We start from the raw sequence: 22,276 nt of genomic DNA, 5'->3' as shown, positions 1-22,276 counted from the left end.
GATCGGCGCCGTTCGCATGTGGGCCGTTGCCGCGTTCCCACGCGTGTCCTCGCCGTCCGGGAGGAATCCCGCCTTGACCTGGTCCCCCGCCGTGCCCGGTGCCGCTCTGCGCGCGATGCGCGTGGCGGCCGGACGGCGTGCGGTCCAACTGGCGCTGCTGGTGGGCGCGGTGTTCGTGCTCGGCGTGCTGTGCGGGGAGCGGGCGCAGGCGGCGGACGGCACGCCGGCCCGCGAGTACCCTTCCGCGGCGGCCCCGGTCGCGGCCGGCGCGAACACCGCCGGGCGGCTCGTCGACACCCTCACGGCACCGGCTCCGGACGCTGCCGAATCGATCCGCCCGCGTCCGGAGACCGATGCCGCGATCCGCTCGCGCTTGGACGCCGGTGACGTTGTCCGCCCGCGTCCGGAGACCACCGGCCCGATCCGCCTGCGCCTGGGGGTTGCCGACGCAATCGGCCAGCGTGCGGAGACCGGCGACGCGAGCCGCCCGCGTCCGGAGACCGGCGACGTGATGGGGCGGCGTCCGGGGGCCGGTGAGGCGATCCGTTCGCGTCCGGGGGCCGGTGAGGGGGGCCGTTCGCGTTCTGGGATCGTCGGCTCGGCGCGTCTGCGTCTGGGGGCTGCTGACGTGATGGGGCGGCGTCCGGGGGCCGGTGAGGCGATCCGTTCGCGTCCGGGGGCCGGTGAGGGGGCCGTTCGCGTTCTGGGATCGTCGGCTCGGACCGTTCGCGTCTGGGGGCTGCTGACGTGATCGGTCGGCGTTCGGAGATCGGTGACGCGATTCGCTCACGCTCGGACGCCGGTGAGGCGATCCGTTCGCGTCTGGAGGTCGGGGACGCGGACCGTTCGCGTTCCGGGGCCGTCGGTTCGGTGCGTTTGCATCTGGGGGGTGTCGACGCGGGGGTCGGGGACACGATCCGTTCGCGTGTCGGTGAGGGGGCCGGCCTGGTTCGGGTGTTGGCGGAGACGGTCGTCGGGATCGTGGGGGCGTCCGGGATGCCGGGTGACGTACCGGGAGTGCTTCCCGATCTGCCCCTGCTGCCCGACTCGGGGCTCCCGGGATTGCCCGGCGGCGCCCCGGTGCACATCCTTCCCGAGCTCATCGTCCCCGGCACGGATCAGCCGTCCGCCCCGTCGCCCGACGCGCCCGACGGACCCGCTGCCAATGCCGCCACCCCCTCGGACGGGCCGGCCCCTGCCACCCCCCACGGTCCGGCCCTCACCGGTATCGGCGGCGTGCCGTCCGGTGCCGGGGGATACCAGGGCGGCCACGGGCACGGCACCCCCGCCCCGGGCGGCGTGACCGCCGGGCGGCCCCTCGCCCCGCACGCCCCCGCCGACAACCCGGCGGACGGCACCATGGGCAGCGGCTCGGCCGCGGACGCCGGCACGCAGCGTCACGGTGACGCGAGCGCCGTCCCCGCGTTCCACCGGCCCGTGCCCCATCTCGTACCCGGCCCCGCCCTGCGCGCCGAGGCGACCGGGACACAGGACCGCTGCCGGGACGTGCCGGTCTCACCCGCCTAGGACGGCACCCCCGCGCGGCGGCGACGCATGAGCGCGAGGGGGTCGGCAGGGTCCGCCTGCCCGGGGCACGGCCTGCCCGCGCCGCACGCACGGCGCGAGCCGTCGGCAGAAACGCGCAGAAACCGTCCCGGACCGCCCAGCCCTCGCACCGCGCCGCGCACCCCGCTCCCCACCCGCTTCTGACTCGCGGGTAACAAAGGACTCCGCGGGGCATCAGGACCCCGGACAGCCGAAAGCCGTCGGCTCGTCCGGCCGCAACTCCGCGGAGGGGCGGCCGGCCCCCATTGGGGTGGGGGCCGGTCCACCCCGCAACCCCGGGACCAGGGCATCCCCGCCCTCCCGGGTTGTTCGAAAGGGCCTCACCGGGTCAACCCCAGCCCGGTGAGGCCCCTCACCCGAGGCACGCCGTGCCAGGGAGGGCGGCATCATGTGACAGGTATCACCGCTCACGTGTGACCCGCGATTTAGAGAGGTCACCCCGGCGGGGATAACCTGCGAGACGGACATGCCGCGCGCTCGGACACCGTGTGCGCCTCCCTTGTGACAGAGCGGACGTCACGTTGCCCTTCGCGGCACGCCCACGCATCCAACGAACCGCGAGATCACTGATAGGGACGGAAGCGCGTGGACCTGTTCGAGTACCAGGCGAGGGACCTCTTCGCCAAGCACGATGTACCGGTGCTGGCCGGTGAAGTCATCGACACGCCTGAGGCGGCCCGCGCAGCCACTGAGCGTCTCGGTGGCAAGTCCGTCGTCAAGGCCCAGGTGAAGGTCGGTGGCCGCGGCAAGGCAGGCGGTGTCAAGCTCGCCGCCACTCCCGACGAGGCGGTCGAGCACGCGACCAACATCCTCGGCATGGACATCAAGGGCCACACGGTCCACAAGGTGATGATCGCCGAGACGGCCCCCGAGATCCTGGAGGAGTACTACGTCTCCTTCCTCCTCGACCGTGCCAACCGCACCTTCCTCTCCATCGCCTCCGTCGAGGGCGGCATGGAGATCGAGGAGGTCGCGGCCAGCCGTCCGGAGGCCGTCGCCAAGACGCCGATCGACGCCAACGAGGGTGTGACCCCGGCCAAGGCCCGCGAGATCGTCGAGGCCGCGAAGTTCCCGGCCGACGTCGCGGACAAGGTCGTCGACGTCCTGGTCACCCTGTGGAAGACCTTCGTCGCCGAGGACGCGCTCCTCGTCGAGGTCAACCCGCTGGCCAAGGTCGCCTCCGGTGATGTCATCGCCCTCGACGGCAAGGTCTCCCTGGACGACAACGCCGAGTTCCGCCAGCCGGAGCACGAGGCCCTCCAGGACAAGGCCGCGGCCAACCCCCTCGAGGCCGCCGCCAAGGAGAAGAACCTCAACTACGTCAAGCTCGACGGCGAGGTCGGCATCATCGGCAACGGCGCGGGTCTCGTCATGAGCACCCTGGACGTCGTCGCCTACGCCGGTGAGGCGCACGGTGGCGTCAAGCCCGCCAACTTCCTCGACATCGGCGGTGGCGCCTCCGCCGACGTCATGGCCAACGGCCTGGAGATCATTCTCGGCGACCCGGACGTCAAGTCCGTCTTCGTCAACGTCTTCGGCGGCATCACCGCCTGCGACGAGGTCGCCAACGGCATCGTGCAGGCGCTGCAGCTGCTCAAGGACAAGGGCGAGGACGTCACCAAGCCCCTCGTCGTCCGCCTCGACGGCAACAACGCCGAGCTGGGTCGCAAGATCCTCTCCGACGCCAACCACCCGCTCGTGCAGCGCGTGGACACCATGGACGGCGCGGCCGACAAGGCCGCCGAGCTCGCGGCCGCGAAGTAAGGGACCAGGGACACCACAGCCATGGCTATCTTCCTCAACAAGGACAGCAAGGTCATCGTCCAGGGCATGACCGGTGCCACGGGCATGAAGCACACCAAGCTCATGCTGGCCGACGGCACGAACATCGTCGGTGGCGTGAACCCGCGCAAGGCGGGCACGTCCGTCGACATCGACGGCAACGAGATCCCGGTCTTCGGCACCGTCGCCGAGGCGATGGAGAAGACGGGCGCCAACGTGTCCGTGCTCTTCGTGCCGCCGGCCTTCGCCAAGGCCGCCGTCGTCGAGGCCATCGACGCCGAGATCCCGCTCGCGGTCGTCATCACCGAGGGCATCGCGGTGCACGACTCCGCCGCGTTCTACGCGTACGCCGTGCAGAAGGGCAACAAGACCCGGATCATCGGCCCGAACTGCCCGGGTCTGATCAGCCCCGGCCAGTCGAACGCCGGCATCATCCCGGGCGACATCACCAAGCCCGGCCGCATCGGCCTGGTGTCGAAGTCCGGCACGCTGACGTACCAGATGATGTACGAGCTGCGGGACATCGGCTTCTCCTCCGCCGTCGGCATCGGTGGCGACCCGATCATCGGCACCACGCACATCGACGCGCTCGCCGCGTTCGAGGCCGACCCCGACACCGACCTGATCGTGATGATCGGTGAGATCGGCGGCGACGCCGAGGAGCGGGCCGCGGCCTTCATCAAGGAGAACGTGAAGAAGCCGGTCGTCGGCTACGTCGCGGGCTTCACCGCGCCCGAGGGCAAGACCATGGGCCACGCCGGCGCCATCGTCTCCGGTTCCTCCGGCACGGCCGCCGCGAAGAAGGAGGCCCTCGAGGCCGCCGGCGTCAAGGTCGGCAAGACGCCGACCGAGACCGCGAAGCTGGCGCGCGCGATCCTCGCCGGCTGAGCGAGGTCACACACGCGCGAGGCCGCGGCATCGCGGCACACGCACGGCTCGGCCGGGCCCGTTCCCCACAGTGGGACGGGCCCGCCGTCGTCGTGGCGGCGGCCGGGCGGCGTCGCTGCGGGGTCACCGGGCCTGCGGCAGCAGCCGTTCCGGTCCGCCCGGCAGTTGCTTGCGCAGCTTGGCGCGCAGCTTCCGCTCCTCCTCCGACAGCGGTCCTGGTGCCACACGCGGCGGCACGCCCCGGACCGTCTCGCCCGGCGGCACCGGCGGCTCGTACCGGGTGGGGGCGGTGTGCAGGGTGAGCGCCGTGGTGCCGATCAGGGTGACGGTGAAGGCGATGGCCGCCCGGGTCCAGAAGCGCGCGCGGCGCTCGCTGCCGACCCGTACCGCGGGTGGCTCGGCCGCCCGCAGCCGTCCGGTGGAGGCGAGTTCAGCGAGTCGCTGGTGCAGCTCGCCCGGGTCCGACAGCTCCGGCAGCCGGGCGGCGACGGCCGCCCGCGCGTACATCAGTCGGCCGGCCGCCGCCCGCGTGGTGGCCTCCGTCTCCGCCGCCGTCTCCGGCAGATCGAGGCCGACCCCGTCGTACAGCAGGAGTGTGCGGCGGTACGGCGGCGGCAGGCGCAGCAGGGCGTCGAGGAGCGCGCGGTCGTCCTCGGCGGGGGGCGGCGGTTCGGGCTGCCGGCAGCGGCGGCGGAACCGGTGCCACGGGGACAGCGCCCACTCGTACGCCGCCGCGCGCACCCAGCCCGCCGGGTCCGGGTCGCGGGCCACCTCGGGCCAGCGGTCCCAGGCCAGCTGGAAGGCGCGCTCCACGGACTCGCAGGCCAGGTCGCGGCGGCCGCTGAGCAGGTACGTCTGCCGGACGAGCGCGGGAGCGCAGAAGGAGTACAGCGCGTCGAAGGCCTGAGCGGGCGTCAGCCCGGTACCGGCGTCCTCCCGCGCGGGGGCCCGCGGAGGCGCCGGCGCGAACCCGGCGGGCTCCGGGGCGACCGCGGGGCGGCCGCCCCGTTCGTCCAGACACACCGTCACCACCACCGGGACCTCCTCCTGCTGACGACTCGGTACGGACTTCCCGGCCCCGGCCCCGGCCGCGGTGTCGCCGGGACCGCCCGCCCGCCCGGCCAGGCCGGCCAGCAGTCGCGCGTACGTCTCCCGGTTCCGGCCGCGCGGTGTGCTGCGGCCGGACTCCCACGAACGCACCGTGTCGGGCCGTACGCCGACCCGCTCGGCGAGCTGAGCACGCGTCAGCGCGTGGGCCTCGCGCAGACGTCGGCGTTCCTTGGGCGGGGGGAGCGGGGTGGTGGGGCTCCGTGTCACTGGACGCCCCTCCGTACGGAAAAGTACATAAACATATATTGGGCGACACAGCCAGGCTTCGCCCGTTACACCGGGAAAGCGCGTGTCGTTGGGAGCATGGCGGGCGTGACCCAGCTGACTCCCCGCCGGCCGGCGCCGGCCGCCGCCCTGCTCACCCGGATGCGTGACCGCCGGCCCGGGCTGGCCTCCGGCCTCCTCGGCGGCGCCCTCGCGGCGGGGCTCGGGCTCGCGGCGTTCACCGTGCTCGTGATGCTGCTGTGGATCAGCTCGCCCTACGCCGACAGCGGCCCCGGCGGCGCGCTGCACATCGCGGCGGCCCTGTGGCTGCTGGCGCACGGCGCCGAACTGGTCCGCACCGACACCCTCTCGGGCGTCCCCGCCCCCATGGGCCTGGTCCCGCTGCTGCTGCTCGTGCTGCCGGTGTGGCTGCTGCACCGTGCGGCCCGGGACGCCGCGGACGGCCACGCGGGCGACGAGGCGCCGCTGGTCCCCGGCCGCATCGCACTGGCGGGCGTCGTCGTCGGCTACCTCGCCGTCGCCGCGCCCGCCGCGCTCTACGCCGCCGACGGCGGGCTGCGGCCCGCGTGGCCGGGGACGGCGTTCGGCGTGCCCCTGGTCGCCGTGCTGGCCGCCGGGAGCGGGGTGTGGTCGGCGTACGGCCGTCCCAGCGGGCCCCTGGAGCGGTTGCTCGGCCGGGTGCTGCCCCGGCGCGTACGCCATCTGGTCCTCGGGCCGGACGGCCGCCCCGGGGTCGCCGCGCGCGCCGCGGTGGCCGCGACGACGGTCCTGGCCGGCGGCGGGGCGCTGCTCCTCGCGGTGTCACTGGGGTGGCACGCGGGGGAGACCCGGCGGGCCTTCCTGCGGCTGACCGAGGGCTGGCCGGGATGGCTGGCCGTGCTGCTGCTCTGCGTCACCCTGGCGCCGAACGCCGCGGTGTGGGCGGCCGCCTACGCCCTCGGTCCCGGCTTCCTCCTCGGCGACGGCGCCCCGGTGACCCCGCTCGCCTCCGCCGCGGCCCCGCTGCTGCCGCCGTTCCCGCTGCTCGCGGCGGTGCCGGACGCCGGCGCGGGTACGCCGCTGAACTGGGCGGCCGGGGTGGTGCCGATGACGGCCGGGGTGGTGGCCGGCCTGCTGGTGGGCCGGGGCGCCACGATCAGCGGCCGGGCGCCGGCCCCGGTCTGGAGCGCCGGCCGGACCGCGGGCGCGGCGGTGCTGGCGGCGGCGCTGTGCGCGGCCCTGCTGTCGCTGCTCGCCTCCCTCGCGGGCGGCCCGCTGGGGGTGGCGGCGCTGTCCCGGTTCGGCCCGGTGTGGTGGCAGGTGGGCGCCGCGACACTGCTGTGGCTCGCCCCGGCGGCGGTCGCGACGTCGCTGGCGGTACGGGCCTGGCGCGCGCGCCCCCTCCCCGGCGCCCCGGCGGGCCGCATCCCGGGGCCCGCCGTCCCCGGCCGCCTGCCCCCGCACCCGCCCGGCCCCGACACCGGCCGGCGCTTCGACATCCTGCGCTTCTTCGGCTTCGGCACGAAAACCCCGGCGCCCACGCCCTACCTCCTCCTCCAGGACACCTCGCTCCACAGCACCGACGAGGACCACGCGCCGCACGGGCACCGGAACCCGGGCACCACCCCGGAGCCCCGGAACCGCCCCGCCCCCACGCCCGCGCGACCCGGCGACCCGCACGGGTCTGGGGACCGCGACGCCTTCAACGCGCAGGCTCCCCCGCATGGGGGCTGGGATTCGTGCGCTGGCCCGGAGCCGCGGGACCGCCCTGCCGCCGCGCCTGCGCGACCCGGCGGCCCGCACGGTTCTGCGGACCGCGACGCCCTCAACGAGGACGCTCCGCCGCACGGGCGCTGGAACCGGGGCACCGCCCGGGAGCCCCGGAACCGCCCCGCCCCCACGCCCGCGCGACCCGGCGACCCGCACGAATCTGCGGACCACGGCGCCCCGAACCCCCGCGAGGACGGTCCGCCGCGCGGGGGCTGGGGCCCGGGTGCCGGCCTGGAGCCACGGGACCGGTCCTCGGCCCGGTCTGGAGGTCCGCACGGGTCTGCGGATCGCGGCGCCCTGGGCCCCCGCGAGGACGGTCCGCCGTACGCGGGCTGGAATCCGGGCGCCGACCCGGAGCCGTGGGGCCGGTCCGGCACCGTGCCTGCCCGGCCCGGTGACCCGTATGAGTCGCAGATCTACGACGCCCTGAGCCCTCGCGAGGACGTTCCGCCGCGCGGGGGCTGGAGCCCGGGTGCCGGCCCGGAGGTATGGCACCGCGGTGCCGTTCCGCCGTCGTCGCCCGGTTCGCCCGGGGGCGACGGTCCGTACCCGCTCCCGGATCGCGACGGCCGAGACGGGAACGCGTGAGGGCGCCTGGCTGCGCGGCGCCGTTCCACAGGCGCCTCCCTGCCCGTCTCCGGAGCGTGGCGGCCGGGACGGGGCCGCGCGAGGCGCCGCGCCTCGCCAGGGCTGGGCGCGGCCCCGGGGTGCCGTCACGCAGACGCTTTCCGGGTCACCGCGTACCGGGGTGGCGTCGCGTGTGCGCTTGCCGGCCCGCCGCTGCGGGCCGTACGCGTGGCAGCGAGGTGCCGTTCCGACGTCGCCCGGCCCACCGGGGGCCGGGCGGTGTGCGGGTCACTCGTCGCCGAGGAGGCCGCGGAGTTGCTCCGGGAGGAGGTCCTCGCAGCCCTGGCGCGCCTCCTGGGTGAGGGCGTCGCTGGTGCAGGTGTAGTAGTCGCTGTACACCAGCTGGGCGGCGAAGGACGCGGCGACCAGCGCGAGCGCGAGGGACGCCGTGACCAGACCGCTCACCGCGGCCGTGGTCTGCGGGCGGCCCTTCTGCTCGGGCGCCGGCGCGTCCGGGTCCTGGGCGCGGGGCTTGGCGCGCAGGGCGCTGATGGCCCAGTACATGGCCAGGGCGCCCAGCAGCAGTGCGACGTACGGCCAGCTGAAGAGGGCGAAGAAGAAGGCCCACATGCCCGACAGCAGCGCGTACCGCGCCCTGCGCTGGGCCGGGTCCGAGGGGTCCCAGCGGGGTCCCGGGCTCGGCGGACCGCCCTGCCCCTCGGGGCGCGGGCGTTCGCCGAAGCCGCCGGAGGACCGGCCGGGCTGCCGGTCGCTCCAGCCGCGGCCCCAGGGGGAGCGGCCGCCGCCGTCCTCCCCGCCCGAGGGGTGCCTCGGCTGCCAGGGCCGGTCGGGAGTCCCCTCCGGCGGCGGCGCGAACGGGTTGTCGTCCTGGGTGCCCTGCGTACCCTCGGAGTCCTGGGAGTCACGGCGCCGGTCGTCGCCGCTGTCCCCGCCCTGGGAGGAGTCGGGCGGGGACGAGGGGCGCTCCCGCAGCAGCACGGCGCCACGCTCCCCTCCCTGGGCCGGCTGCTGGGGGAACGTGAGGAGTCGCAGGCTGCGGTACGGCGTCAAGTGAGCGTCTTCCCCTTAATGAAGCACGGCGTGGTCCGGCGGCAGCCGCCTCGCACGACGTATCGACTACGACTGAGCTGTGAGCCGGTGCGTTCCCTTCGGCTCTCCGCGGCCTGGGTCCGTCAACCGGTGAACGCTCGGCGCGCGGTTCGCGTTCCCCCGCGTCCGAGGCGTCCCGGTCCGGTTGTTCCCGGACCGGCTCCTCCCAGACGCTACCTTCCGGCCACGCCCCCGTCCCGCGGGGGCCGCCCGGTGTGCCGGTATCGTTGCTGACGGTCGGCCGCTTCGTAGGCTTCCCCGTATCCGGGTCCCCGAAGCATTCGTGTGAATGTACAAAGCGCTGTGCCGCCGACCGTGCAGACGCTCCCCGAGAAAGGGCCCCACCGTGGCCGCCAAGCCCGCCGGCCAGCGCGCCAGGCGTCTCGTCGTGCTGGTTTCCGGATCCGGTACCAATCTTCAGGCGCTGCTCGACGAGATCGCCGCCACCGGCGCCCAGGCGTACGGGGCCGAGGTCGTGGCCGTCGGCGCCGACCGCGAGGGCATCGAGGGCCTGGCCCGCGCCGAGCGCGCCGGACTGCCGACCTTCGTCCGCAAGGTCAAGGACTACCCGACCCGCGAGGAGTGGGACGCGGCGCTCGCCGAGGCCGTCGCCGCGTACGAGCCCGACCTCGTGGTGTCCGCCGGGTTCATGAAGATCGTGGGCAAGGAGTTCCTCGCGCGCTTCGGCGGGCGGTTCGTCAACACCCACCCCGCCCTGCTGCCCAGTTTCCCCGGGGCCCACGGCGTACGGGACGCGCTGGCGTACGGCGCCAAGGTCACCGGCTGCACCGTCCACTTCGTCGACGACGGCGTCGACACCGGACCGATCATCGCGCAGGGCGTGGTGGAGATCCGGGACGAGGACGACGAGAGCGCTCTGCACGAGCGCATCAAGGAAGTCGAGCGAAGGCTGCTCGTCGAGGTCGTGGGGCGGCTCGCCCGCAACGGCTATCGCATTGAGGGACGAAAGGTAGTTATCCAGTGACCGCCGAGAGCAACAAGCGGGCCATCCGACGGGCGCTCGTCAGCGTCTACGACAAGACCGGCCTCGAGGACCTCGCGCGCGGCCTGCACGAGGCCGGCGTGGAGCTCGTCTCCACCGGGTCCACCGCCGCGAAGATCGCCGCCGCGGGCGTCCCCGTCACCAAGGTCGAGGAGCTCACCGGCTTCCCCGAGTGCCTGGACGGCCGCGTCAAGACCCTGCACCCGAAGGTCCACGCCGGCATCCTCGCCGACCTGCGCCTGGACGACCACCGGCGGCAGCTCACCGAGCTGGGCGTGGAGCCGTTCGACCTCGTCGTCGTCAACCTCTACCCCTTCCGTGAGACCGTCGCCTCCGGTGCCACCGCCGACGAGTGCGTGGAGCAGATCGACATCGGCGGCCCCTCGATGGTGCGCGCCGCCGCCAAGAACCACCCGTCCGTGGCGGTCGTCACCAGCCCCGCCCGCTACGGCGACGTCCTCGCGGCCGTCCGCGACGGCGGCTTCGACCTCACCACCCGCAAGCGCCTCGCCGCCGAGGCCTTCCAGCACACGGCCGCCTACGACGTCGCCGTCGCGAGCTGGTTCGCCTCCGAGTACGCCCCGGTGGACGACTCGCAGTTCCCCGACTTCCTCGGCGCCACCTGGGAGCGCAAGAACACCCTCCGCTACGGCGAGAACCCGCACCAGCCCGCCGCGCTCTACGTGTCGGGGACGGGCGGCCTGGCCGAGGCCGAGCAACTGCACGGCAAGGAGATGTCCTACAACAACTACACGGACACCGACGCCGCGCTGCGTGCCGCGTACGACCACGAGGCCCCGGCCGTCGCGATCATCAAGCACGCCAACCCGTGCGGCATCGCCGTCGGCGCGGACGTCGCCGAGGCGCACCGCAAGGCCCACGCCTGCGACCCGCTGTCGGCGTTCGGCGGGGTGATCGCGGTCAACCGCCCGGTCTCCAAGGAGATGGCCGAGCAGGTCGCGGAGATCTTCACCGAGGTCATCGTCGCGCCGGACTACGAGGAGGGCGCGCTGGAGGCGCTCACCAAGAAGAAGAACATCCGCGTGCTGCGCGCCCCGCAGGCGCCGGCCGCCCCGGTCGAGGTCAAGCCGATCGACGGCGGAGCGCTGCTCCAGGTCACCGACCGGCTCCAGGCCGAGGGCGACGACCCGGCCACCTGGACGCTGGCCACCGGCGAGGCCCTGTCCGAGGCCGAACTGGCCGAACTGGCCTTCGCCTGGAAGGCGTGCCGCGCGGTGAAGTCCAACGCGATCCTGCTCGCCAAGGACGGCGCCTCCGTCGGCGTCGGCATGGGCCAGGTCAACCGCGTCGACTCCGCCAAGCTGGCGGTGGAGCGGGCGGGCGCCGAGCGCGCGGCCGGTTCGTTCGCCGCCTCGGACGCCTTCTTCCCGTTCCCGGACGGCCTGGAGATCCTCACCGGAGCCGGGGTGAAGGCCGTGGTCCAGCCCGGCGGCTCGGTCCGCGACGAACTGGTCGTCGAGGCCGCGAAGAAGGCCGGCGTGACCATGTACTTCACGGGCACGCGGCACTTCTTCCACTGACGGACCCGTTCCGCGCGGTCGCCGGTCAGCCGGGCGACCGCGCGGAACAGCGGACGGCGGAGTTCACTTCCCGCGCCGGGTGCGTGCCGGGCCCGAAGTTCCGCACGGTGGGCGGCGAGCACATGGGATGCGGGGGCGCCCCGTGGCGGCGCGCTCGCGCAGGGGTGCCGGCGGCGTGACCCGGAGGGTTCGGGGTCGCGTTGCGAGAGGGCGGTCACCAGGGGGTCAGGTAGTCCACCACCGCCGTGAACGACGAGCAGCTTTCGATGAGTTTGTGCGAGCGCGGGGCGTACGTGCCCGCCAGGTTGCCCATGCTGTTGACCGGGGTACAGCCGGTGCGCTGGGCCGTGCGGCGCCGGTCGGCGTCGGCGGGGCGGAACCCGGTGCCCCGGAAGTAGGCCACGGCACGGTCGGGCCGGTCGTCGTCGAGGTTGTTGAAGACGGAGCGCACGGGGGCGTCGGCGGCCCAGTCGCAGGTCGCCCTGCCCGACTGCCAGTCGGAGTCGTCGCCCCGCCAGACGCACATGTTCCCGTTGCCGTTGTGCTCGCTGAAGAAGCAGACGCTGTCCCGCGGGCAGTGGTGATAGCCGTAGAGCACCTTGCCGTTCGGGCCGGTGGGGAACGCCTGTGCCTTCGGCAGCGCCGCGTACACCGGCGTCCCGTCCTCCGCGGTGACATGGGCGTGGACCTTCGCCGCCAGCACGGTCGTCCCGAGCACGGCGGCCGACAGAACGGCGCGGAGCACCGGACGGCGGTGCCGCGGACCGCGCGGGCGGAGCCGGGGCAGGCGGGGCGGACCGGGGACGCCGGCCGCCGCTTCCACGCGGCGCAGCAGGACCTCCGTGGTGGGGCGGTCCGCGCCCGCGGGTGCCAGGCAGTCGCGGACGATGTCCCGCCAGCCGTCGGGGAGCGCGGGGGACAACCGCAGCTCCTCGTGGCCGCGCGCGTAACGCATCACCGCGTCGGCACGGGCCTGCGGGGAGCCCCCGGGCAGTGGGAGCGCTCCCGTGAGCGCGACGTGGGCCAGGACGCCGAAGGCCCACACGTCGGCCGACGGCCGGGTCCGTGTCCCGCGCTCGTCGGTCTCCGGCCAGAGCAGTTCGGGCGGGGTGTAGTCCGGGGTGGCGAACGCGGTGGTGTAGGCGTGGGTGCCCTCCAGTTCGGCGGCCGTGTTGAAATCGGCGAGCCGTACCGAACCGTCCGCCATCAGCAGGACGTTCGCGGGCTTCAGGTCCCCGTGCACCCAGCCCGCGTGGTGCAACTGGTGCAGGCCCTCGCAGATCTGCGCCAGCAGCGCGGGGGCGTGCTCCGGGGCGGGGCTCCGGTCCAGTACGGCGTCCAGGGACTTCTCGGCCTGCTCCAGGACCAGGACCGTGGCGCCGTCCAGCTCCGGCTGTTCCGGGTCGTCGACCGTCAGGGTGTCGTACATCCGGATCAGCCGGGGGGAGCGCAGCCGGCGCAGCAGCCGTACCTCGCGCTCGGCCAGATCGCGCAGCTGGCGGGGTGTGCGGGTGCCGGTCGGCAGGAACTTCAGCGCCGCCCGGCGCGGCAGCCCGCCGCCGTGCGCGGTGCTCCGGACCGCCCGGTAGACCGTGGCGAACGCGCCGGACGCGAGGGGTTCGCGCACCTCCCACACGCCGATCCGGTAGCCCTTCGGGACGACAACGGCGTACGGCGCTGTGCTCACCGTGCCGCCCCGCTCGGGAGGGGTGCGAGCACCACGAGGTCGTCCTCGCGCACGAGGTCGAACCGCAGGGCCAGGGAGACCAGCGACTCCTTCTTGCCGTGCACGCGACGGCCCGGCTCGGCCGCGTCCGGGCCCGGTCTCAGCCGCAGTTTGACGGCCAGGTAGTCGATGTTCCAGTAGACGGCGGAGCGGGTGACCTTGGGCCAGCCGGGACGCAGGAGCTCCACCACCTCCTCGACGGTGGGCAGCGGTGCGCTGGTGTCCCCCCGCAGCCGGCGCTCGCACAGGGCGGTCAGCACCGCGAAGTACCGCTTGGTGCGGTCCAGGGAGAACGCCGGCACGGTGGCGGACCCCCCGAGTCCGTGGCGCTCCACGCTGCGGAACGCGTGCCGGGGGGCCCAGACGTCGAAGGTGAGCAGGTCACCCGCGGCGGGCAGGGTCACCCGGGAGAACTCGAACGGCACGGGCGCGTCCACCCGGCCCGGCGCCACCTTGACGTGCTCGCCCGCTCCCTCCGGGTTCTCCACCACATAGGTCTGGTCCTCGCTGAGGTTGCTCAGCAGCCAGAAGGTGTGGTGCGCGGTGATCTCCCCGGCGACCCGTGGCACTCCCTCGTGCGCGATGACCATCCCGTTCCGCGCAGGGGTTCTGCCGAACCCGACGTGTTCCCCCGCGCCGAGCCGTATCTGATCGCTTCCGGCACCGCCCGACGGCGGCACGACGATGACGCTGTACATGGAGTTGTTCCCCCTTCCCCGATTGCTCGGGGCCAACTTTCCCCAGTCCAACGGGAAGCAGGGTGAGAGACGTCTCCGTACGGCGATGGGTCCCCCGGCGCCTGGCGCCTGGCGCCCGGCGGCTGCGGTGCGGGCACCGCTGAGCGCGGCGGCGGCCGTGGCGCACCCCTGCTCCCTCCACCGTGATGGTAGAGCCCGGGAAGGCCCCGATGGGGGGCCGCCGGAATCGTGCACCGGCGCTGCGCTGGACGTTTGCGCTGGAAGTCAACGGCCTTGTTTTCCGCACGTGTCGTCGCTAAGGGACCGGGTCGGTGCGGCCGGTGCGGCCGGCGCGCCGTCCGCCCGGAACGGTTCGGCGGACGGCCTTCCCCCGCGTCCGCGGCACGGTGTTCCCTGGGACGCAGGGGCGGGTGGCGGTACGCGGACATGACGCGGACTCACTGTGACGGCGCTCGCCGGGCCAAGGAACCTGCAACATTTCAGGGTGCCCGGGGTGTGACCGCCGGTGTCGCGGCCACATGCCCGGTGCACCCCCGTTTATCGGACATTGATCTCGGCTTCCTACGATCGGTTCCGGCCGACCCGCGCCGGACGACCACCGGTGCGCCGGAGAGCACGAGCTGAATCACCTGGGGGACCGACATGCTCCGCATCCATTTCACCGACGCGGATCTGGCCAGGACCCGGATCGCCCCCGCCCCGGACCCCCTCTTCGAGATCACCGCGAGCCTGCACCGGCTCCAGACGCGCACGGGCCGGTGGGCCTACGCCGGGTGGTACCGCACCGCACGGGAGCGGATGCGGGAGCAGCGGCTGGAACGTGTCGTGCGGAGCGTCCTGCTGCCCGTGTATCCGAGGGCCGCGTACTTCCCGGACTTCCTCAACCCGGTCGACGCCGTGAACGGTCTGGACGCGGGCTTCGAGTCGATCCTGGCCACTCCGGCGGAGCGGGTCAGGGAGGAACTCGGCATCCTCGACCGGACCGTCGGGGCGCCCGCCTGGAGCGGGCGACTGGTTGATTACCGGATGCGCAAGCAGTTCGTCGGGGTGCTGCGCGCGTACCACGAGGCCGTCATCGTCCCGCACGCCGAGCACGTGCAGGCGCGCATCGAGGCCGAGCGGGCGGCACGCGGCCGCCTGCTGCTCGACGGGGGAGTGGAGGGCATGCTCGCCGGGCTCGGGCCCATGCTGCGCTGGTGCCCTCCCGTCCTGGAGGTCAGCTACCCCCGGCAGGCGGAGGACCGGGACCTGCATCTCAACGGCCGCGGCATCACGCTCGTCCCCTCCTACTTCAACTGGGGCGAGCCGGTCGCCTACGCCGACCCCGGGCTCCCGCCCGTGCTCTGGTACTCCCTGCTCCACGAGCCGGAGGCCCGCAGACCGAGTGCCGACGATCCCGGGCGCTCCCTGACGAACCTGCTCGGACGCGCCCGCGCCGTCGCCCTGCACACCGCGTCCGGCGGCGCCACCACCGGGGAGATCGCCCGCGCCGCCGGGGTCTCCGCCTCCGCCGCCAGCAGACACGCCACCGCGCTGCGCGACGCGGGCCTCGTCACCACGGTCCGCAACGGCCGGACCGTCCTGCACACCCTCACCCCCACGGGCGCCTCCCTGCTGCGCGCGGCCCGGCGGAGGACGAACGAGGACGCGACGGGAACACCCGCCTGAACCGGCGCCGGTCCGGGAGCCCGGGCTCCACGCGCGAGGGCCGTGTCCCCCGTACGGGTGGGACACGGCCCTCGCGGTGGTGAACGGCGGTCGTCCGCCCGCGGGTTCAGTACCTCGGTCGTCGGAACCATTCCGCGCTGTCCCGCTTCGCCGCGAAGACGATCACCAGGATCGCGACGATCATGATGAGCAGGCCGAGGAGGTAGAGGGGCAGCGCGAAGATACCGCTGATGATGGCGAACGAGGCGTAGACGATGGAGCAGATGCGGACACCGTTGCCGCCCTTGGCGTACTGCAGCAGCACCACCAGGCCGAGGATCGCGAAGACGGCGGCCAGGCCGAGGAAGAAGACGACGACGCCCTTGCCCAGGTCGGCGTACCGCTCGGCCTCCGCGTCACCGGTGATGCCGGCCTCGAGCATCGTCTCGTCCCACTCGGCCAGCGTCACGCCGTACACGGCCGCGATGATGAGGTGCGCCACGGCGATCACGCCGAGCAGGATCTGCGCGGCGCGCGTGATGCCGGGCATCTGGGCGGGTCCGGGGGCGTAACCGCCGCCGTAGGGCTGGGACACCGGCGGGGCCGAGGGATAGCCATAGCCCTGCTGCGGGGCGCCGGGCTGCTGGGGGTAGCCGTAGCCGGGGCCCGCCGGGGGCTGCTGGGGCGGCTGCCCGTAGGGGTTGTTCGGGTCGCCGAAACTCATGGCGGTTCTTCCTCCGTTTGCGCTCCAGGTGCGGGGACGACGCGAGGGCCGGCGCGGAGGAAGTTCCAGTGTTGCGGTCCGTCCCCCCGGTTCTGCCCGCGGCACCGTGCCCCTCATCGTTCTTGACCGTTCCTTTCCTTGTCCAGCCGTACGCCGTATGTGTTGTGCAAGTGCAACATCACTGATCTTGGGCGGATTCGGACGGAAGGGACCGGGGGGCGGGGCCGTGCGCGGCGCCGTGGCCCGGAATGCGGGCTGATTGGAACCCGGGCCCGGTCATCCGCGAGGATGGGGCCATGACCGCCCAGATTCTCGATGGCAAGGCCACCGCAGCCGAGATCAAGTCCGATCTGACCGCCCGCGTGGCGGCGCTGAAGGACAAGGGCGTCACGCCCGGCCTCGGCACGATCCTCGTGGGGGAGGACCCCGGCAGCCAGAAGTACGTCGCGGGCAAGCACCGCGACTGTGCCCAGGTGGGCATCGCCTCCATCCAGCGCGAACTGCCGGGAACGGCCACGCAGGAGGAGATCGAGGCGGTCGTCCGGGAGCTGAACGAGGACCCCGCCTGCACCGGCTACATCGTCCAGCTGCCGCTGCCCAAGGGCATCGACGAGAACCGCGTCCTGGAGCTGATGGACCCGGAGAAGGACGCCGACGGCCTGCACCCGATGAACCTCGGCCGTCTCGTGCTCAACGAGCCGGCGCCGCTGCCCTGCACCCCCAACGGCATCATCACCCTGCTGCGCCGCCACGGCGTGGAGATCAAGGGCGCCGAGGTCGTGGTCGTCGGGCGCGGCGTGACCATCGGCCGGCCGATGCCGCTGCTGCTCACCCGGCGCAGCGAGAACGCCACCGTGACCCAGTGCCACACCGGCACCCGGGACCTCGCGTCCCACCTGCGCCGCGCGGACATCATCATCGCCGCGGCCGGCAGCGCCCATCTGGTCCGCCCCGAGGACGTCAAGCCGGGCGCGGCCGTCCTCGACGTCGGTGTCTCCCGCAGCGCCGAGGGCAAGATCGTGGGCGACGTCCACCCGGGCGTGGCCGAGGTGGCCGGCTGGGTCGCTCCGAACCCCGGCGGTGTGGGGCCCATGACCCGGGCCCAGCTGCTGGTCAACGTGGTCGAGGCGGCGGAGCGCAGTGTCGGCTGAGCGGAACGCCTCCGACGCGCCGGACGTCCCCGACGCCGCGAAGGCGCCCAAGCGGCCCGAGGACGTCACGGTCCGTGATCCCGTCAGCGCGCCGGACGCGAAGGGGCGGCCGCGCCGCGTCACCCGCCGGTTCCCGCTGTTCACCCGGGACACCGCGCGCCCCGAGGGCGGTGGCAGGGCGGCGCCGGGCGACGCCCCCGCGCCCGCCCGGCAGTGGCCGATCCTGGCCGTGCTGCTCACGGTCGGGCTGGGGCTGCTGGTGACCGCGCTGGACCAGTTCCGGCTCGGCACGCTGCTGGTGGGCGTGGCCCTGGTGGCCGGGGCGCTGTTGCGCTGGCTGGTGCGAGACGTGGGCATGCTGGCGGTGCGCTCCCGCTTCACGGACATCGTCACGTACGGCGGACTCGGCCTGGGGATCGTGCTGCTGGCGCTGATGGTCCAGCCGGAGCCGAAGGTGCGCATTCCGTTCCTGGCGGATCTGCTGCACTTCACGATCAGCGGTTGAACGCATGTGAACGGCGGCCCGTCCACACCCCCGTGAGCGGACGGGCCGCCGCCGCCCACCACACTCCTGCACGGCGAAGCGCCTGTTCAACGGCTCTCCGGCCGCTGTGGCAGACAAGTGACCGTTCTGCTACGTCCCCCGGAATCCTCGTACCGGCCCGCAATGCGCTCGCGACATGTCCGCGACAGGCGGGCCGAGGCGGGTGCCCATGTACGGACACATTTGGGGATGTGCCGCAAAGGAGGGGGATGGTGGGGCAGTATGAACAATTGGGGTGACCGGGGATGTCCCGCTCATCAGTTCCGGGTTCTGTTCGGTCGAGGGGGCGACCGGTGGGACACTGTTGCGCAAGCGAGCAGGCGTGCGGCATGGCACGCTTGCGGCCCTGACGCTCCCGTGCGCCCCCACCCCGGGAACTGAGACCCAGCCCGGCGGCATCCCTAGTGGGTAGCCGGACGGAGAACTCGGCAGGGGCACCATGCGCGAGGGAAGAACCACCAGCACGAACCGGGGGGAAGAGGGGGGAAGCAATGCCTCGTTGGAAGGCCTTGCCGGATGATCTCGATCCGCAGATCAGGGAGTTCACGAGCCAGCTCAGGCGGGTCGTGGACCGCAGCGGTCTGAGCGTCGCGTCGGTCGCCGACCGCACGGGCTACAGCAAGACGTCCTGGGAGCGTTATCTGAACGGCCGGCTGCTCGCGCCCAAGGGGGCGATCGTGGCCCTGGCCGAGGTCACCGGGACCAACCCGACGCACCTCAGCACCATGTGGGAGCTCGCCGAACGCGCCTGGAGCCGCTCGGAGATGCGGCACGACATGACGATGGAGGCGATCCGGATCTCGCAGGCGCGCGCCGCGCTGAGCGAGCTGTCCGGGCCGTCGTCGGGCGACGGATCCCGCAAGGGCGGGGCGGCGGTCCGTCCGGGTGTCGCGGGACCGGCCGGTGTCGCGCCGAGCGTGCCGCCGCAGCCGACGGCCTCCGACGTGCGCGACGCCGTCGAGGGCGGGCGGGGCGGCCCGTCCGGCGGCTCCTGGGGCGTCCCCGGGCCCGCCGGGCCGTCGCAGCCGGGCCAGGGGGGCGGGTCCGGCCGCGGGCGCGCGGGTGGCCCGGGGGGTGCCGGCAAGAAGCGGACGTCGACCCTCATCGCCGGTGCGCTGGGGGCGCTGGTCGTGGTCGCCGCCGCGTTCTACGTCGTCGGGACCGAGGGCGACAAGACGAAGGACGAGGCGCGGACGTCCCCGTCGCCCAGCGTGACCACCGACGCGAACCTGCCCCCGGGCGTGGAGTGCAGCGGCGCGAGCTGCGCGGGCAAGGACGCGGAGGTCATGGGGTGCAGTGGTGACCTGGTCACCACGGCGCAGACCGGGGTCGTCGGCACCACCACGGTGGAGGTCCGCTACAGCGAGACGTGCCGCGCGGCGTGGGGGCGTATCACCCAGGCCGCGCAGGGCGACACGGTCGAGATCACCGCGGGCACGGCGAAGGAGAGCGACACCATCGCCGCGGCCGGCGACACGGTCACGTACACGATGATGGTGCCGATCGACGACCCGGCCGAAGCCACGGCCTGCGTCACCCTGTCCGCCACCGGCGAAAAGGGCTGCGCCGAGTAAGGCGGTTTCACCCCGACGCCCGGCGCCCCGGCGGCGGGCGTCGCGGTCCACTTCGGCCCAGGCCCCTCGCCCCGGGGCACCGCGCGCACCCCCTCGCATCCTCCCCCCGCGCCGGGTGCCCGCACCTCGACGCGACTGCCCTCGTCCGACACCAGTGCGTGTGCCGCACGTTCGGCCGGGGCGAGGGTTGTTTGGCCCTGGAGGGCGCCGGCCGAGGCGCCCCGGAGGTGGGGCGCAGGGCGTGGTTGCCGAACGGGGGCTGAGTGCCCGGGGGTGCGGGGGCGAGGCCGCGGCGGAGCCCTGCTCGACGCAGCCTTTCCCGCCGGATGCGGCCACACCCGGCACCCCTGGCCCGGCCCCCGAGCCCCTCAGCCCCCTGGCCTTTGCCTCTCCGGCTCCCCGACTCTTGGCCCTCGGCCCACGTTCCAGCTCCCGACCCCGTCCCCCGATCCCTGCCCCCGGCCCCCGGGTCTCCGGGTCTCCGGGCCTCCGGCCTCCGGTCTCCGGGCCCCGGCCTCCGGCCTCCGGTCTCCGGGCCTCCGGGCCTCCGGGCCCCCGGGCTCCGGGCCCCGGCCTCCGGTCTCCGGGTCTCCGGTCTCCGGGCCTCCGGTCTCCGGGCCCCGGCCTCCGGCCTCCGGGCCCCCGGGCTCCGGGCCTCCGGTCTCCGGGCCCCGGCCTCCGGCCTCCGGCCTCCGGTCTCCGGGCCCCGGCCTCCGGGCCCCCGGCCTCCGGTCTCCGGGCCCCCGGCCTCCGGTCTCCGGGCCCCGGTCTCCGGGCCCCGGTCTCCGGGCCCCGGCCTCCGGGCCCCGGCCTCCGGGCCCCGGCCTCCGGCCTCCGGCCTCCGGGCCCCGGCCTCCGGCCTCCGGGCCCCCGGGCTCCGGTCTCCGGGTCTCCGGTCTCCGGGCCTCCGGCCCCCGGGTCTCCGCGCCCCGGCATCCGGGCTCCCGCCCCCAGCCTTCGACCCCACGGCTCCCGACGCCGGCCCCCCGGGCCCCGGCGCTCCGGCCCCTGGCCTGGTGGGTCCCCGGGTCTCGGTGTCGGCCCCCGGGGCAGGTGGGGGTGTTCCAGGGAGGTAGAGGGGGTTCGTTGGGCCGTATGGGCGCATATGTGTGGGGGAATCGTGGGGACGTGAATGAGGGGGCGAAAGGCGGGCACGCGGAAAGTACCCCCACGGGAGTCCGGCACGGTCGGTCCCCGACGGCGGCCGCCCCGCCCCTACCTCTCCCGGACGGAGCGGCCGCCCCTTTCGCGCCCTTGCCGGTACCCGCGTACGCGTACGGTCACTCTGTGGGACGGGCCACAGGGAGCCCGCCCGTCCACGGTCACGGATGCGCGATAGCCTGACCGCTGGATCTCTCTTGACGCCAAGAGATCGATCATCCGAACCGATGATCGATCATCGTGGCCGCCGGTCACGAGCCGGAGCGGGATCCCGCACCCCGGGGCAGGGACCGCCCCACCGCCAGCTGTCATACGGAGAACGCCATGACCCGCACTCCCGTGAACGTCACCGTCACCGGCGCGGCCGGCCAGATCGGTTACGCCCTGCTCTTCCGCATCGCCTCCGGTCAGCTGCTCGGCGCGGACGTGCCGGTCAAGCTGCGCCTGCTGGAGATCACCCCGGCGCTGAAGGCCGCCGAGGGCACGGCCATGGAGCTCGACGACTGCGCGTTCCCGCTCCTGCAGGGCATCGACATCACGGACGACCCGAACGTGGCCTTCGACGGCGCCAACGTCGGGCTCCTCGTGGGCGCCCGTCCGCGCACCAAGGGCATGGAGCGCGGCGACCTCCTCGAGGCCAACGGCGGCATCTTCAAGCCCCAGGGCCAGGCCATCAACGCCCACGCCGCCGACGACATCCGCGTCCTGGTCGTCGGCAACCCGGCCAACACCAACGCGCTGATCGCCCAGGCCGCCGCCCCGGACGTCCCGGCGGAGCGGTTCACCGCCATGACCCGCCTGGACCACAACCGCGCGCTGACCCAGCTGTCGAAGAAGACCGGCGTCCCGGTGTCCGAGATCCGGAAGCTGACCATCTGGGGCAACCACTCCGCCACCCAGTACCCGGACATCTTCCACGCCACCGTCGCCGGCAAGAACGCCGCCGAGGTCGTGAACGACGAGAAGTGGCTGGCCGAGGACTTCATCCCGACCGTCGCCAAGCGCGGCGCCGCCATCATCGAGGCCCGCGGCGCCTCGTCGGCCGCCTCCGCCGCCAACGCCGCCATCGACCACGTCTACTCCTGGGTCAACGGCACGCCGGAGGGCGACTGGGTCTCCATGGGCATCCCGTCCGACGGCTCCTACGGCGTCCCCGAGGGCCTCATCTCCTCCTTCCCGGTCACCGTCAAGGACGGGACGTACGAGATCGTCCAGGGCCTGGAGATCAACGAGTTCTCCCGCGCCCGTATCGACGCCTCCGTCAAGGAGCTCGAGGAGGAGCGCGAGGCGGTCCGCGGCCTCGGCCTCATCTGACCCCGCCCCCGCAGGGCTTCGGGCCCCGCACCGGTTCCCCCGGTGCGGGGCCCGCCGCGTTTCCCCGGCCGTGGTTGCCGGCTGTCACCGGCCGCCCACAGCCTGGGGGTTCTGTGCCGTTTTCGACTTGGATTCAGTGACTCGGCGCACTTCAGGCCGTGAATTCGGCATGCATTCGGCGCTCCAGGGCAGGAGC

The 22,276-nt window shown here is 74.0% G+C and carries 17 protein-coding genes; 12 read left to right on the top strand and 5 right to left on the bottom strand.

The window, feature by feature from the left end; all coding sequences use genetic code 11:
- Positions 1-73: 73 nt before the first annotated feature.
- From AC5L3C_RS14185 to sucD, 4 genes are all read left to right on the top strand, one after another.
- On the top strand, positions 74-751 hold the full coding sequence (locus tag AC5L3C_RS14185) for a hypothetical protein (RefSeq protein WP_493649320.1): 678 nt from the start codon (positions 74-76) through the stop codon (positions 749-751).
- A gap of 206 nt (positions 752-957) precedes the next feature.
- Complete coding sequence (locus AC5L3C_RS14180) at positions 958-1,527, top strand: hypothetical protein (RefSeq protein ID WP_493649319.1); 570 nt, start codon at positions 958-960, stop codon at positions 1,525-1,527.
- A 624-nt stretch (positions 1,528-2,151) separates the two neighbouring features.
- Positions 2,152-3,330, top strand: coding sequence for an ADP-forming succinate--CoA ligase subunit beta (gene sucC, locus AC5L3C_RS14175; protein ID WP_125504645.1), 1,179 nt, complete (start codon positions 2,152-2,154; stop codon positions 3,328-3,330).
- A 21-nt stretch (positions 3,331-3,351) separates the two neighbouring features.
- Complete coding sequence (gene sucD, locus AC5L3C_RS14170; RefSeq protein ID WP_493649318.1) at positions 3,352-4,236, top strand: succinate--CoA ligase subunit alpha; 885 nt, start codon at positions 3,352-3,354, stop codon at positions 4,234-4,236.
- Between the two features lie 123 nt (positions 4,237-4,359).
- Here sucD and AC5L3C_RS14165 read toward each other — a convergent pair whose 3' ends face one another.
- Positions 4,360-5,553: a helix-turn-helix domain-containing protein gene (locus AC5L3C_RS14165; protein ID WP_125504643.1), complete on the bottom strand. Its 1,194-nt coding sequence runs from the start codon at positions 5,551-5,553 to the stop codon at positions 4,360-4,362.
- A 159-nt stretch (positions 5,554-5,712) separates the two neighbouring features.
- Between AC5L3C_RS14165 and AC5L3C_RS14160 the strand changes: the two genes are divergently transcribed.
- Entirely contained in the window at positions 5,713-7,908 is a 2,196-nt protein-coding gene (locus AC5L3C_RS14160; RefSeq protein WP_493653877.1) for a cell division protein PerM, read from the top strand.
- A gap of 267 nt (positions 7,909-8,175) precedes the next feature.
- Here the strand turns inward: AC5L3C_RS14160 and AC5L3C_RS14155 are convergent, their stop codons facing one another.
- A complete protein-coding gene (locus tag AC5L3C_RS14155) occupies positions 8,176-8,958 on the bottom strand; it encodes a hypothetical protein (RefSeq protein ID WP_493649317.1) in 783 nt (260 codons plus the stop codon).
- 385 nt (positions 8,959-9,343) lie between these two features.
- On the opposite strand from AC5L3C_RS14155, the gene purN reads away from it, so the two are divergent.
- Together purN and purH are read left to right on the top strand one after the other, a co-directional pair.
- The gene (purN, locus tag AC5L3C_RS14150) at positions 9,344-9,982 is read left to right on the top strand and encodes a phosphoribosylglycinamide formyltransferase (protein WP_125504641.1); all 639 of its coding nucleotides are present in this window, start codon (positions 9,344-9,346) and stop codon (positions 9,980-9,982) included.
- The gene (gene purH, locus AC5L3C_RS14145; protein ID WP_493649316.1) at positions 9,979-11,541 is read left to right on the top strand and encodes a bifunctional phosphoribosylaminoimidazolecarboxamide formyltransferase/IMP cyclohydrolase; all 1,563 of its coding nucleotides are present in this window, start codon (positions 9,979-9,981) and stop codon (positions 11,539-11,541) included. Before purN ends, purH begins: the two co-directional genes overlap by 4 nt.
- Before the next feature lie 214 nt (positions 11,542-11,755).
- Here purH and AC5L3C_RS14140 read toward each other — a convergent pair whose 3' ends face one another.
- Positions 11,756-13,228, bottom strand: coding sequence for a protein kinase domain-containing protein (locus AC5L3C_RS14140; RefSeq protein WP_493649315.1), 1,473 nt, complete (start codon positions 13,226-13,228; stop codon positions 11,756-11,758).
- Entirely contained in the window at positions 13,225-13,965 is a 741-nt protein-coding gene (locus tag AC5L3C_RS14135) for an FHA domain-containing protein (protein ID WP_493649314.1), read from the bottom strand. Before AC5L3C_RS14135 ends, AC5L3C_RS14140 begins: the two co-directional genes overlap by 4 nt.
- Positions 13,966-14,607: 642 nt before the next feature.
- On the opposite strand from AC5L3C_RS14135, the gene AC5L3C_RS14130 reads away from it, so the two are divergent.
- On the top strand, positions 14,608-15,633 hold the full coding sequence (locus tag AC5L3C_RS14130; protein ID WP_493649313.1) for a MarR family transcriptional regulator: 1,026 nt from the start codon (positions 14,608-14,610) through the stop codon (positions 15,631-15,633).
- Between the two features lie 106 nt (positions 15,634-15,739).
- Here the strand turns inward: AC5L3C_RS14130 and AC5L3C_RS14125 are convergent, their stop codons facing one another.
- On the bottom strand, positions 15,740-16,336 hold the full coding sequence (locus tag AC5L3C_RS14125; protein WP_493649312.1) for a hypothetical protein: 597 nt from the start codon (positions 16,334-16,336) through the stop codon (positions 15,740-15,742).
- Positions 16,337-16,632: 296 nt separating this feature from the next.
- On the opposite strand from AC5L3C_RS14125, the gene AC5L3C_RS14120 reads away from it, so the two are divergent.
- The 4 genes from AC5L3C_RS14120 (at position 16,633) to AC5L3C_RS14105 (ending at position 22,080) form a co-directional block, all read left to right on the top strand.
- A complete protein-coding gene (locus AC5L3C_RS14120; protein ID WP_493649311.1) occupies positions 16,633-17,487 on the top strand; it encodes a bifunctional methylenetetrahydrofolate dehydrogenase/methenyltetrahydrofolate cyclohydrolase in 855 nt (284 codons plus the stop codon).
- Positions 17,477-17,992, top strand: a complete 516-nt coding sequence (locus AC5L3C_RS14115; protein WP_493649310.1) for a DUF3017 domain-containing protein — start codon at positions 17,477-17,479, stop codon at positions 17,990-17,992. The genes AC5L3C_RS14120 and AC5L3C_RS14115 overlap by 11 nt, the downstream gene beginning before the upstream one ends.
- Before the next feature lie 530 nt (positions 17,993-18,522).
- The gene (locus AC5L3C_RS14110) at positions 18,523-19,605 is read left to right on the top strand and encodes a helix-turn-helix domain-containing protein (RefSeq protein WP_493649309.1); all 1,083 of its coding nucleotides are present in this window, start codon (positions 18,523-18,525) and stop codon (positions 19,603-19,605) included.
- A gap of 1,485 nt (positions 19,606-21,090) precedes the next feature.
- Positions 21,091-22,080 (top strand): malate dehydrogenase, encoded by a 990-nt coding sequence (locus AC5L3C_RS14105; protein WP_493649308.1) that lies wholly within the window; start codon positions 21,091-21,093, stop codon positions 22,078-22,080.
- The last annotated feature ends 196 nt before the right edge of the window (positions 22,081-22,276 follow it).

It is taken from the genome of Streptomyces speibonae (genome assembly GCF_984686075.1).
This window is presented reverse-complemented; position numbering and strand designations above follow the sequence as displayed.

What these genes read in the sequence shown, in the direction of transcription:
- sucD (WP_493649318.1), top strand. Translation starts at nt 3,352, where the DNA reads ATGGCTATCTTCCTCAACAAGGACAGCAAGGTCATCGTCCAGGGCATG.
- AC5L3C_RS14160 (WP_493653877.1), top strand. Translation starts at nt 5,713, where the DNA reads ATGCGTGACCGCCGGCCCGGGCTGGCCTCCGGCCTCCTCGGCGGCGCC.
- AC5L3C_RS14135 (WP_493649314.1), bottom strand. Translation starts at nt 13,965, where the DNA reads ATGTACAGCGTCATCGTCGTGCCGCCGTCGGGCGGTGCCGGAAGCGAT.
- AC5L3C_RS14130 (WP_493649313.1), top strand. Translation starts at nt 14,608, where the DNA reads ATGCTCCGCATCCATTTCACCGACGCGGATCTGGCCAGGACCCGGATC.
- AC5L3C_RS14125 (WP_493649312.1), bottom strand. Translation starts at nt 16,336, where the DNA reads ATGAGTTTCGGCGACCCGAACAACCCCTACGGGCAGCCGCCCCAGCAG.
- AC5L3C_RS14120 (WP_493649311.1), top strand. Translation starts at nt 16,633, where the DNA reads ATGACCGCCCAGATTCTCGATGGCAAGGCCACCGCAGCCGAGATCAAG.
- AC5L3C_RS14110 (WP_493649309.1), top strand. Translation starts at nt 18,523, where the DNA reads ATGCCTCGTTGGAAGGCCTTGCCGGATGATCTCGATCCGCAGATCAGG.
- AC5L3C_RS14105 (WP_493649308.1), top strand. Translation starts at nt 21,091, where the DNA reads ATGACCCGCACTCCCGTGAACGTCACCGTCACCGGCGCGGCCGGCCAG.